Source organism: Lelliottia sp. 489, assembly GCF_050435885.1.
Lineage (GTDB): Bacteria > Pseudomonadota > Gammaproteobacteria > Enterobacterales > Enterobacteriaceae > Enterobacter > Enterobacter nimipressuralis.
The window spans coordinates 1-12,932 of the sequence record NZ_JBNDLC010000006.1; the positions used below are offsets into that span (position 1 = coordinate 1).

8 protein-coding genes and 1 rRNA gene are annotated in these 12,932 nt (G+C 57.7%); all 9 read left to right on the plus strand.

Features of this window, described 5'->3' with window-relative positions:
- Nucleotides 1-81, plus strand: a 5S ribosomal RNA gene (rrf, locus tag ABIE11_RS17130); the annotation flags it as partial.
- A gap of 146 nt (nt 82-227) precedes the next feature.
- Nucleotides 228-1,256 carry a UDP-N-acetylmuramate dehydrogenase gene (gene murB, locus ABIE11_RS17135; protein ID WP_429184951.1) on the plus strand — a complete coding sequence of 343 codons (1,029 nt, stop codon included), beginning with the start codon at nt 228-230 and terminating at the stop codon, nt 1,254-1,256.
- Nucleotides 1,253-2,215: a bifunctional biotin--[acetyl-CoA-carboxylase] ligase/biotin operon repressor BirA gene (gene birA, locus ABIE11_RS17140; protein ID WP_100778477.1), complete on the plus strand. Its 963-nt coding sequence runs from the start codon at nt 1,253-1,255 to the stop codon at nt 2,213-2,215. The genes murB and birA overlap by 4 nt, the downstream gene beginning before the upstream one ends.
- 530 nt (nt 2,216-2,745) lie before the next feature.
- Nucleotides 2,746-3,237, plus strand: a complete 492-nt coding sequence (bcsO, locus tag ABIE11_RS17145) for a cellulose biosynthesis protein BcsO (protein ID WP_429184952.1) — start codon at nt 2,746-2,748, stop codon at nt 3,235-3,237.
- A complete protein-coding gene (bcsQ, locus tag ABIE11_RS17150; protein WP_129034734.1) occupies nt 3,228-4,031 on the plus strand; it encodes a cellulose biosynthesis protein BcsQ in 804 nt (267 codons plus the stop codon). The genes bcsO and bcsQ overlap by 10 nt, the downstream gene beginning before the upstream one ends.
- A gap of 18 nt (nt 4,032-4,049) precedes the next feature.
- Nucleotides 4,050-6,149, plus strand: coding sequence for a UDP-forming cellulose synthase catalytic subunit (gene bcsA / locus ABIE11_RS17155; RefSeq protein WP_429184953.1), 2,100 nt, complete (start codon nt 4,050-4,052; stop codon nt 6,147-6,149).
- Entirely contained in the window at nt 6,146-8,428 is a 2,283-nt protein-coding gene (bcsB, locus tag ABIE11_RS17160) for a cellulose biosynthesis cyclic di-GMP-binding regulatory protein BcsB (RefSeq protein WP_429184954.1), read from the plus strand. The genes bcsA and bcsB overlap by 4 nt, the downstream gene beginning before the upstream one ends.
- On the plus strand, nt 8,425-12,450 hold the full coding sequence (locus ABIE11_RS17165; RefSeq protein ID WP_429184955.1) for a cellulose synthase subunit BcsC-related outer membrane protein: 4,026 nt from the start codon (nt 8,425-8,427) through the stop codon (nt 12,448-12,450). Before bcsB ends, ABIE11_RS17165 begins: the two co-directional genes overlap by 4 nt.
- Nucleotides 12,450-12,929, plus strand: a complete 480-nt coding sequence (gene bcsD, locus ABIE11_RS17170; RefSeq protein ID WP_429184956.1) for a cellulose biosynthesis protein BcsD — start codon at nt 12,450-12,452, stop codon at nt 12,927-12,929. Before ABIE11_RS17165 ends, bcsD begins: the two co-directional genes overlap by 1 nt.
- Nucleotides 12,930-12,932: the final 3 nt, after the last annotated feature.

Consider the following 12,932-nt stretch of genomic DNA (forward strand, 5'->3'; position numbering starts at 1 on the left):
CATGCCGAACTCAGAAGTGAAACGCCGTAGCGCCGATGGTAGTGTGGGGTCTCCCCATGTGAGAGTAGGGAACTGCCAGGCATCAAACAAGTGAAAAGGCCATCCGAAAGGATGGCCTTTTTGCGTTTTTGTCGTACATCTTATCCCCTTTACTACGCGTCAAACTAATCACCCATCCCCCCACATATACGGTAAACTATCCCTGATTTTGCATCAGGATAGCATCTATGAACCACTCCCTTAAGCCCTGGAATACCTTTGGCATTCAACGTAATGCTAACAATATCGTGCGTGCAGAAAACGCTCAGCAACTGCTCGATGCGTGGAAAAACGCCACTGAAAATCACCAGCCTGTCCTGATTCTTGGTGAGGGAAGTAACGTTCTCTTTCTTGATGATTTTGCCGGTACGGTTATTGTTAACCGCATTTCAGGCATCGATGTCACCGAGACAGACGACAGCTGGCATTTGCACGTTGGGGCAGGTGAAAACTGGCACAATCTGGTGCAATTCACCCTGGAACACGGAATGGCTGGCCTGGAAAATCTGGCGCTCATTCCCGGCTGTGCAGGATCATCCCCCATTCAAAATATCGGTGCCTACGGCATCGAGTTAAAACACGTTTGTGAATATGTCGATTGCATTGAGCTGGCGACGGGCAAAGCCAGCCGGTTGACCACTGAACAGTGCCGTTTTGGCTACCGCGACAGCATCTTCAAGCATGAGTATCAGGATCGTTATGTCATTGTTTCTGTAGGGCTACGCCTGGCAAAACAGTGGCAGCCAGTATTAACGTACGGTGATTTGACGCGCCTTGATCCGCGGACCGTAACGCCTCGCGAAGTGTTCGACGCCGTCTGCCACATGCGCATGACAAAACTGCCCGATCCAAAAGTGAATGGAAACGCCGGCAGCTTCTTCAAAAACCCGGTGATCAGCAGCGAAACAGCGCAAACGCTGCTCGCCCAATGGCCAAACGCGCCACACTATCCGCAGGCTGATGGCAGTGTAAAACTGGCTGCAGGCTGGCTTATCGATCAATGTCAGTTAAAAGGTGCGGTTGAAGGGGGGGCAGCGGTGCATCGCCAGCAAGCCCTGGTGTTAATCAATGAAAATAATGCGACCAGTGAAGATGTTGTGCGTCTGGCGCACCACGTTCGCCAGTGCGTAGGCGATAAATTCAACGTCTGGCTTGAGCCGGAAGTTCGTTTTATCGGTCGTACAGGTGAGGTGAACGCCGTGGAGACAATTGCGTGAAAGATAACACCGTACCCTTAACGCTGATTAGCATCCTGTCTGATGGGGAATTTCACTCTGGCGAGCAGCTGGGTGAACATCTCGGGATGAGTCGTGCCGCCATTAACAAACATATTCAGACCCTTCGCGACTGGGGTGTAGATGTTTTCACTGTTCCGGGAAAAGGGTACAGCCTGCCCGAACCTATCCAGTTACTGGATGAATCAGTGATTTGCCGCCAGCTTGATCAGGGTAAGGTGACGGTCTTGCCGGTTATCGATTCCACGAATCAGTATCTGCTCGACCGTATCAGCACCCTCAACTCCGGCGACTGCTGCGTCGCGGAATACCAGCAAGCCGGTCGTGGTCGTCGTGGCCGCAAATGGTTCTCACCCTTTGGTGCCAACCTTTACCTGTCGATGTTCTGGCGCCTTGAGCAAGGCCCGGCGGCGGCAATTGGCTTAAGTCTGGTGATCGGCATTGTGATGGCCGAAGTGTTACATGACCTCGGTGCCGATAAAGTCCGCGTAAAATGGCCGAACGATCTCTACCTGAACGATCGTAAACTTGCAGGCATATTAGTGGAACTGACAGGCAAAACCGGCGATGCCGCGCAAATCGTGATCGGCGCAGGTCTCAATATGGTCATGCGACAAGTCCAGGCAGATATCGTTAACCAGGGCTGGATTACGCTGCAGGAAGCGGGCATCACTATGGACCGTAACACGCTCGCCGTTCGTCTGATTAAAGAGCTGCGTGAGGCGTTGACGCTCTTTGAGCAGGACGGACTTGCACCTTTCCTCTCCCGCTGGGAGAAACTGGATAACTTTATTCATCGTCCCGTAAAACTGATCATTGGCGACAAAGAAATCTTCGGGATTTCACGCGGTATTAACGCCCAGGGCGCACTCATGCTGGAGCAGGATGGCATTCTGAAGCCGTGGGTGGGGGGGGAAATCTCCCTCAGAAGCGCGGAATAATCAAAGGGAGCCACTGGCTCCCTTTTTTAATCTCCATTTAACGCGCCCTACCTAAACGGGTAGGTTTCAAAGATCAGTAATGAGAAGAAGGGGTTACTGATTTTCTCAAAATAATAACGACATAAAAGTATTTCTAAATATTTCACAGAGTAACTTTTTATTAAAATGAGATTCATCCTGGTTGGTTTTTAATTCTTAGTATTTTCAAGTTAGCAATTTATCACGCTGCTTTTATTGTTATTATCCCTCTTAAATCGCCACAGTTTTGGTTAGTTTAAACCAAAAACACTTCGATATTTTTATGTGTTAAAAACAGTTAGCATGTGTCGAGTCGATGTTTAAGCTTATGCCGTAAATAAGCAAATCGGTAATAAACCCATAATTTAAACATGCCAAAAATAAGCGTTCGGTTTAAACCGAAACGTGAATGTACGCCTGCGCCTGAATAAAACACGTCTGTTGATCGTGAATGGCCACTGAAGTCAAAACGTGGTGTGTACATTATTTATTTGTAAATCATGAGTATAACTATGAATCATTATGATGATTTGCAGCGATTTAAGGATAAAACGCGCAATCAAGCGCTCGATTTCAAAGACTTTTCAGGACAAAACCAGGTGAGCGATCAAGGGAGTTGGGCCATTCTCAACCAGCTTCAGCCACAGGCTGAAAACGATACTTTCGCGCACGGGGGGCATGTTTCTCTAGCCGCGCCGCAGCCTGTCAGTGCAGAGACCTTCACCCAGGCTGAGACAACGCCATTACCCGATGTTGCTGCTGTCGATATTATTCCATCCAATGCCTCGTCGATTTTTCAGGGCGTTGCTGAGCAACTTGCTACTCAAGCAGAAAGCCTCCCGATGCCCGCATCCGCTCCGGTTCACGTCGCGGCACCCGTCCATGCCCCGACAGAGGTGAATTTTTCACGTCTGTTTGCGCCTGCCGCAAGTGCGCCAAAACCCGCGGCTGAAAAGAATCAGCCACTCAATTCCCTGCTGGAAAGGATCGCCACATGCCGTTAGTTTGCGTTTGCTCGCCGAAGGGCGGCGTGGGGAAAACGACCATGACCGCAAACCTGGCTTATGCGCTGGCGCGCTCGGGCAGCAAAGTATTAGCGCTGGATTTTGATGTGCAAAACGCGCTGCGTCTGCACTTCGGCGTGCCGCTTGCCGACAGCCGGGGTTACGTTGCCAAAGCCGCGGAATCCTCCGACTGGAGCCAGTTTGTCCTCACGGCGGGCGGAAACCTGTTCGTGCTGCCGTACGGCGACGCCAGCGAAGATCAGCGCATGGCGTTTGAAGAGCGACTCAAGAACGATGAGCATTTCCTCACGCGTGGGCTGAGTACGCTGCTCAACTATCCGGGCCTGATTATTGTTGCTGACTTTCCTCCTGGCCCGTCACCGGCGCTAAAAGCGATGTCGCGCCTGGCCGATCTGCATCTGATCACGCTGCTGGCAGACACCGCTTCACTCTCACTGCTGCCGCAAATTGATAATCAGCGCCTGACGGGTGGAGTGCTCAACCACAAAGCCGGACACTATTTCGTCCTCAACCAAAGTGACAACCGCCGTCAGATCAGCCGCGATGTCACCACCTTCGTGGAGAATAAACTCGGCGACAAGCTGCTGGGTGTGGTTCACCGCGATGAAAGCGTCGGAGAAGCCAATGCCTCTCAACAGTCCATATTCGACTTTAGCCCGGCGTCAGCCGCCGCCTTCGACATTGAGCTTATTGCCAAAAAAGTCGCAGGTATTCTTGGCGTAAAAGTGGGCGACGGCACTGTCCATACCCTTCCGCGTAAGTCAGGGTTTTAAATCCACCCAGGACGACCTATGAAAAAGTTTCTTTATATTTTGCTGACGTTAGCAATGCTTCCCGTCGCGCTGCTGATCGTCATCACGCCAATGGACAGCCAGAAACAATATATCTTTGGCTTTATTAGCATTGGCCTGCTGTTTTTAATGGGCTTCAGCAAAAGACGCAGTATCTCCGTGATTATGGTGGTGATGTCATTATTGATGTCGACCCGCTATATGTATTTCCGCCTGACGCAAACCCTGCATTTTAATTCTGAGATTGAGACCATTCTCGGGATGGGGCTTTTTCTGGCAGAGGTCTACGTCTGGGTCCTGCTCCTGTTGAATTATCTGCAAACCATCTGGCCGCTCAAGCGGGAGATCGTGCCGCTGCCGGATGACATGTCGCTCTGGCCGACGGTCGACGTCTATATCCCCACCTATAACGAATCGCTGGATGTAGTGCGCGATACGGTCCTTGCCGCGCAATGTATCGACTACCCGCGCGACAAAATGAAGATCTACCTGCTCGATGACGGCAAGCGTCGCGAGTTTGCCGTCTTTGCGGCAGATGTCGGCGTGGGGTACATCACGCGTAATGACAATTCCCATGCGAAAGCGGGCAACCTCAACCACGCGATGAAACTCACCCAGGGCGAGCTGATCACCGTTTTTGACTGCGACCACGTCGCCACGCGCATTTTCCTGCAGGCCACCGTGGGCGGGTTCCTGAAAGATCCGAAACTGGCGCTGGTGCAGACGCCGCACTACTTCTACTCACCCGATCCGTTCGAGCGTAATCTCTCCGTCGGGTGCAATATCCCGAATGAAGGGACGCTGTTCTACGGCCCGATTCAGCAGGGCAACGACAACTGGAACGCTACTTTCTTCTGCGGTTCGTGTGCCGTGATTCGTCGCAGCGCGCTGGAGGAGATCGGCGGCTTCGCGGTAGAAACGGTCACGGAAGATGCCCACACCGCGCTGAAAATGCAGCGTCTCGGCTGGAAATCCGCGTTTCTCGATATTCCACTGGCAGCAGGCCTCGCAACCGAACGTCTGGTGCTACACGTCATTCAGCGTACGCGCTGGGCGCGCGGTATGACGCAGATTTTCCGTCTGGACAACCCGCTCTTTGGCCGCGGGCTGACCATCCAGCAGCGTCTGTGCTACCTCAGCGCCATGCTTTACTACCAGTTTGCCCTGCCGCGCATCGCCTTCCTGACTGCGCCGCTGGCCTATCTGCTGTTTAACCTCAACATCATCCACTCCTCGGCGGGGCTGGTCTTTGCCTACGCGCTGCCGCATCTGTTCCTGGCGATTTACCTAAACTCGCGCATGAACGGTCGCTATCGCTACAGCTTCTGGGGCGAAATCTATGACCTGGTGCTGGCGTTCCATTTGGTACTGCCCACCGTCGTTACCATGGTTTTCCCGAAGCGTGGCAAGTTCAACGTAACGGACAAAGGGGCACTGCTTAACGTCGGTTATTTCGATTTCCGCGTCGTTCGCCCGCACCTGGTGATTGCGATCCTGCTGGGCATTGGCGTCATCGCCGGTATCGTCCGCGCCTGCGTTCACGACTACTACGGCGTTGATCCGAGCGTGATCGCCCTGAACGTCGGCTGGGGACTCTACAGCCTGATCTTCCTGCTGGCGGCGATTGCCGTCGCCCGGGAAACGCGCCAGACGCGCAAAACCATCCGCATCGAGGTCAAAATCCCGGTGCTGATCCACTACGCCAGCGGGATTTCCTCCCGCAGCCAGACCGCCGACCTGTCGATGGGCGGCTGTCGCGTTGAGCTGCCGGACGATCGCCATCTGACAGACGACATCGAAGAGGTCGAGCTGCTGCTGCAATCAGGTGCAATCAGCATTCCCGTCAACGTTGTCGCGACGGACGAACACTTTATACGCCTGATGTTCGAAGATATTCCTTTGGCGCGCCGCCGTGAGCTGGTGCGCGTGGTGCTCGCGCGTGCAGATGCGTGGATCCAGCCACCGAAACCGCAGGACAACCCATTCCGTTCGCTGTTCACCATTGTGCGCTGCGTGTTTGATCTCTTCTGGCTGACGTGGAAAACGCGTCGGGAAAACCGGCGTGCGCAAGCGCAGGTGCAGGAGGACGGCAACGCATGAAACAGCTGACAAAACTCACCTTGCTTGCGGCATCCCTGTTCGCGTTGCCGCTCCACAGTGAAGAGACCACCGTCGCCTCGCTGCTACCGGTCGAGATGCCTGCGCCAACGGCGGCCGCGCTTCCGACTTTTGTCCCTTCGACGGTGAACAGCATCAGCGTGGCACAGATGGGCCAGCCGCAGGGGCTGGTCTTGAGCGGCGGCCAGCTTCAGGGGGGAATGAACTTCACCCTGCCGGTCGATCAGGTGATCACGAATGCTCAGCTCTCGCTGAACCTGAAAGTCTCGCCAGCGATGGCGACACGTAACGCCACCCTGCAGCTGATGCTCAACGGACAGCCGCTGGGTACCGTGCCTCTGGGCGCGGCGGACAGCGATATCTCCCGCTTCCAGCTGGATATTCCGGCGGCGCTGCTGGTCTCCAGCAATAACCTGAGCCTGCAGATCAACGACGGCGACGCGATGCAGTGCCAGCGCGATCTGTCGGATAAATATCGCGTCACCATCCTGCCGGATTCCCGCTTTGAGCTGGAAGGGCAGCAGCTGGATATCGGCTCGGACCTGAGCCATTTCCCGCGCCCGTTCTTCGACAGTATGCAGATGACGCCTGCGGCCATCGCTTTTGCCTTCGCTCCCACGCTCAGCAGCGACGCACTCAGCGCAGCGGCGCTTATCTCCTCCTGGCTGGGTATTCAGGCTGATTATCGCGGCGTCTCTTTCGCGGCGTTGCACGACACCCTGCCGGAGAAAAACGGCATTCTGATTGGCCATCCGGGTGACAAAATCGGCGGCCTGACGCTGCCGCAATCCACCGAGCCAATGCTGCAGGTGATCGATAACCCGGCGAACCCGGTGTACAAACTGCTGCTGGTCGTCGGGAAGGACGACGCGGCGCTGCGCACGGCGGCATGGCGACTGACGCGCGGCAACTTTGCCCTGCAAACCGCCACCATTTCGATCCCCGCGCAGACGATCCCAGCGAACAAGCCTTACGATGCGCCGCGCTGGATCCCAACGGATCGTCCGGTGAAGCTCTCGGAGCTGATCCGCAAGGATCAAAGCCTGACCGTCACCGGGATCTGGCATGCGCCGCTGCGGGTGGCTTTCCGCGCCGCGCCGGACCTTTTCCTCTGGGACGGGGAAACCATTCCGCTGCACATCGGCTACCGTTTCCCGACGGAGAGCTGGATTGACGAAAACCGGTCCTGGCTCAGCATGACCCTGAACGACACCTTCCTGCACAATCTGCCGGTGAACAAACAGGGCGCGCTGGAAACCTTATGGCACAAAGTGGGCGGCGACGCGCGGCAGGAGAAGTTTGATATGCCGCTTGAGCCGTACATGATTTACGGCGACAACCAGCTCTCGCTCTATTTCAACATCACGGCGAAAGAGAACGCGCCGTGCAGCGTGCTGCTGAACAACAACATCAAGAGCCGCATTGATGAAGACTCGTGGATCGATCTGAGCCACACGCGTCACTTCTCGCTCCTGCCGAATCTCTCTTACTTTGTCGGCGCGTCGTTCCCCTTCACGCGTCTGGCGGACTACTCCCAGACGGTGCTGCTGCTGCCTGAACAGCCAACGGAGACGCAAATCGCCACGCTGCTGGATATGGCAGCGCGATCCGGCAACGCCACCGGCACCGCGCTGTACAACAACCGCGTGGTGCTCGGCGTGCCCACGGCAGGCGGCAATCTTGAGCTTCTGCGCACGCGCGATGTGCTGGCGGTCAGCGGTATGGCGCAGCACGACTTTAACCAGGCCCTGCTGAACGCATCGCCGTTTACCTCTCACGACAACACGCTGGGCGTGCGTACGCCATCGACCTGGCAAAAACTGCAGCGCTGGCTGGCGGGCGACTGGACCTCCGACGGCGTCGAAGCAGACCGCTATTTCTCCTCCAACGAAGCGTGGCGCGGATTTGTCAGCTTCCGCTCGCCGTGGAGCAGCGACCGCCTGGTGGTGATGGCGCTGGGCAGCACCGACGACCAGCTCTCGCGCCTGCATGACGACTTAACCTCCGCGCGCATTAACGCCGGAATTCGTGGCGACGCGGCAATCATTACCAACGAAAACGGTGTGCGCAGCTTCCGCGTCGGCTCGCAGTTCCCGAGCGGTGAAATGCCTGCCTACATGATGATTGTCTGGTATGCCAACCAGCACTCGGCGCTGCTGGCGATCCTGGGTCTGATCATGAGTTCGCTGACCGGTCTGGGCTTGTACGCCTGGCTGAAAAAGCGTGCGCGTAAGCGCCTGAATCCGGAGAGCGGAAAGTGAAAAAAAACAGCTTACAATCGGTCCTCTGTCTTTCCGGTGTGCTGGCCTTTGGCGGCACCGCGCAGGCGGCGCAAAACGAGGCGGCGCTGAAGGCGCTGTTTGACCAGGCCAACTACTGGCACGAAAAATCCCACGACGCTCTGGCGAGCGAGTCGCTGAAAAAGGTGTTGATGGTCGATGCCAACAACACCCAGGCGCTCTATCTGATGGCCCTTTGGGCGCAGCAAAACGGTGATTTGCAGGCGGCGGCGCAGTGGCGCGCACGGCTGGCAAACGTCTCGCCAAATGATGGCGGCCTGCAGGCGCTGGATAATGCCAAACAGATGACCCAGGTTCCGCAGAGCACGCTGACGCTGGCTCGCCAGCAGGCGCGCAGCGGAAACATTCCGGCGGCGCTGGCGACCTGGAAAACGCTGTTCAACGGCGACACACCGCCCGCGAGCCTCGCGCCGGAGTATTACCAGACGATGGGCAGCGACAAATCCCTTTATCCCCAGGCTCTGTCTGAGCTGCAGCGTTTTGCGGCACAAAATCCGCAGGACAATGCCGCACGCGTGGCGCTGGGCAAAATGCTTACCTGGCAGGAGAGCACGCGCCGCGACGGGATCATTCAACTGCAGCAGATGGCGAGCGGCAGCAAAGACGCGGATGCAGGCCTGCGTCAGGCCCTGCTGTGGTTAGGGCCAAAAGCAGGTGACGAGCAGTTCTACGACACCTGGCTGCAACGCCATCCGCAGGACAGCGAAGTGCAGGCCTACTACCGCAAAAACGTGGGCGGTGCGGCGAAAGGCGAAGGCTTCACCGCGCTCAACAGCGGCAACACCGATGCCGCCAAACGTCAGTTTGAGCAGGTGCTGCAAACCAATCCGCAGGACGCCGACGCGCTGGCCGGGATGGGCTACATCGCGCAGCGCAGCGGTGACTATCAGGCTGCCGCGCAGTATCTCGGACGCGCAGCCAGCCAGGGCGGCGACGCCTCCACTGAACGTCAGCAGCAGGCCGACGACGCCGCCTTTTACGGTCAGCTCGCTCAGGCGCAGCAAGCGCTAAAAGAGGGCAACGTCAGCCAGGCGCTGGCACTTTCGGCTCCGCTGGTGCAACAGAGCGGTGAGCGCGGCACGGCGGCTCGCCTGTTCCGCGCCGATGTGTTGCGTCACAACAAAGATTATCCGCAGGCCGAACAGACCCTGCGCGAGCTGCTGAATCAGCAGCCAAACAACGGTGCCGCGCGGGAAAATCTCTATTACGTCCTGAAAGAGCAGAACAAAACCGCAGAAGCCCAGGCGATGCTGCGCACGCTGCCCGCCGGTTTGCAGGCGAAACTTCAGCCGCGCGTGGTAACCGGTTTACCGGGCGATCCGATTCGTCGTCAGGCGCAGCAGGCGGCGGCAAGCGGGAACACTCAGCAGGCGATCGCGGTTTTGCGCGAGGGGATTGCCCGTCTACCGGACGATCCGTGGCTCCGCCTCGATCTGGCGCGTTTGCTGCAAAAATCCGGTGCCGACGGCGAAGCCGCTTCGGTGATGCAGCCCGCGTTTCGTCAGGGGGCGGGGGCCAGTTCGCTGTATGCGGCGGCGCTGTTCGCCAGCGAAAACGGAGCGTGGCAGCAGTCGCAAACCATTCTGTCGCGCATCTCGCCCGCCAGCCAAACGCCGCAAATGCGCGAGCTGGCTCAGCGCGTGAACTACAACCTGCAAATGGCGACGGCAGAGCGTTATCTGGCGCAGGGTAATTCCGTCGCGGCGGCCAATACCCTGAAAACCCTCTCAACGCGCCCACCGGAAAACCCGGCCGATGCGGGGAAACTGGCGCGAATGCTGGCGCAAAGTGGCGATCTGACGGGCGCGGTGGCGGTGGTGCGCAGCAATATGCGTGAGGGTGTGCAGGGTAACGCGGGCGATTACGCCGATCAGGTGTCAGTGCTCAATCAGGCCGGGCTGAGCGGCGAAGCCCAGAGATTCCTCGCGAATCCTGAACTGCTGGCGCGCAGTACGCCGACTCAGCTGGCGGGCGTGCGTAACGGGTATGTGATCAACGAAGCCGACCAGCTGCGCGAGCAGGGCAACTATGCGGCAGCGTATGACAAACTGATCCGCGCCCTGCAAAGCGATCCGCAAAATACCGACCTGATGTTTGCGATGGCGCGTCTGTATCAGACCGGCAAAATGAACAAAGAGGCGGGTGTGGTCTACGACTACCTGATGACGCGGGATACGCCGGATCAGGATGCCCGCGCGGGCGCCATCGACGTGGCGCTGGCTGAAGACAACGTGGTGAAAGCGAAGCAGCTCGCCAACGGGCTGCAAAATAACAGCTCGCCGGAGCGCCTGGTGTTACTGGCGCGTCTGGAAGAAGCCCAGGGCAACCATCAGCAGGCGATGACCTATCTGCGCAGCGCGCGCGGCAAACTGCTGGGTCTGCAATCCACCAACAGCGCGGCGACGCCGACGATGGGCGGCTTGTTGCTGGCGGATAACCCGTTCGTGAGTACCAGCCGCACTGCTCAGGCGGTCGGCGCCACGGCCTCCAGTGATAACGGGCTGCCGTGGCAACTGGCGCAAACGGCACGCGAGCCAGGCTCGACGCTGCCGGGCACCACGCGTCCCGATCTGCCGCAGGAGACGGCCCAGAGCCGCACCTTGCGTCAGGTCGATGAGATGATGCAGCAGATGAACGAGCAGACCGGTATGTGGCTGCAGGGCGGGGTGGACGTTCGCGGACGCGATGGCGAATCGGGCACCAGCAAGCTGACGGAAGCCAAAGCACCGCTCACCTGGTCCAGCTCGCCGTTTGGTGAGTCTCGCTTCGAATTCACCGCGACGCCCATTACGCTCAGCGCGGGCAGTGCCAGCGGTGACGCGTGGCGCCGCTTCGGCTCTAATCCGCTGGCAAACGCCGCGTCGAACATGGTGGCAACGGCGACCAACGAGCAGAAAGCCATTGCAGCCATGAATGCCACGGAGCGTGCAACTTATCTTGCCGCGCACCCGGGGGCTGCATCGCTGGTGGGCTTAGGCGATCTGGACAGCAACGACTTTAACCTGACGAGTTCCGACGGCCAGCTGAATCTGGCGAAACTTGGAGCCTACGACGGTGGTAAGGTCGGGGAATACCTTGAAGCCTCGAACCTGAAGGCCAACGTTAATCAGCCAGGGGATGTCTCTACGGATGCGCAAAAAGCGAATGGCGTGGAGCTGAACATGGCGCTGAGCGGGAAGGATTATCGTCTTGATGTCGGCAGCACGCCGCTGGGACAGGATCTGAGCACGCTGGTGGGCGGCGTGAAATGGTCGCCAAAACTGACCAATTACCTGTCGCTGATCATGACCGGAGAGCGCCGCGCGGTAACAGACAGCCTGTTATCTTACGTGGGGCTGGAAGACAAATATTCCGGCAAACGCTGGGGGCGCGTCACTAAAAACGGCGGCAGCCTGCAGCTGAGTTATGACGACGGCGATGCCGGTTTCTACGCGGGCGGCGGTGGTTACAGCTATCTCGGTGAAAACGTGGCGAGCAATACCAGCATCAATGCGAACGCCGGGGTCTATCTGCGTCCTTATCACGACGACTTCCGCGAAGTGAAAACCGGGCTAAGCATGAGCTGGATGGATTTCTCAAAAAATCTCAGCCAGTTTACCTTCGGCCAGGGCGGATACTTCAGCCCGCAGAACTACGTCAGCGTCTCGCTGCCGATCGACTACGCGCAAAAAATCGATACCTGGAAGCTGAAACTGGGCGGCTCGGTGGGCTACCAGTCTTACAGCCAGGACAGCAGCGACTACTTCCCGACTAACGACAGCTGGCAGCAACTGCTGGAAGGGGCCGTCGAGAGCGGCTTTGCGAAAGAAGCGACCTACAAAGGCACCTCTGAAAACGGCATTGGCTACACCGTCCGCGCCGGGGTCGATTACAACGTCAACAAAGACATGACCATCGGCGGCAAGGTCGGTTATGACACCTTTGGCAGCTATAACGAAAGTACGGCGGGACTCTATTTCCGCTACATGCTGGGAGATAAATAATGACAACGACGCTGGAAAACCCTGCGATCCTGAGCTGGTTTCGCGCGCAGCAAACGCCGGAAGGCTGGTTTGACCTACTGGCGCTGATCGTTGACGGCATGGTGCGTAACGTCGGTGAGCTGGAGAGCCAGCCGTTCCTGCATCAGATGGGGGTGGCGCTGGCCGAACAGTTCCCGTTGCCGCCGTCAGAAACGGTGGGCGAACTGGAAGCCAACATCAACGCCCAGCTGGCGCGTTTTGGTTGGGGCTGCGTGGAGATCAACACCACCGACACCGACCTCACCCTGCGCCATCTGGCGCTGCCCGTAAGCCGCCGTGAGGACCAGCAAAGCCGCTGGTGTCACGCCTTCTGTGCAATACTGGAAGGGCTGTATGTCCGCTGGATGCAGGACCAGGGCGGGAAAGCGCATGTGACGGTGAGTCGCGAGCGTCTCTATTCCCTTTCGGACGTGCAGTTCCGTTATCACAACCCACAGTGAGTA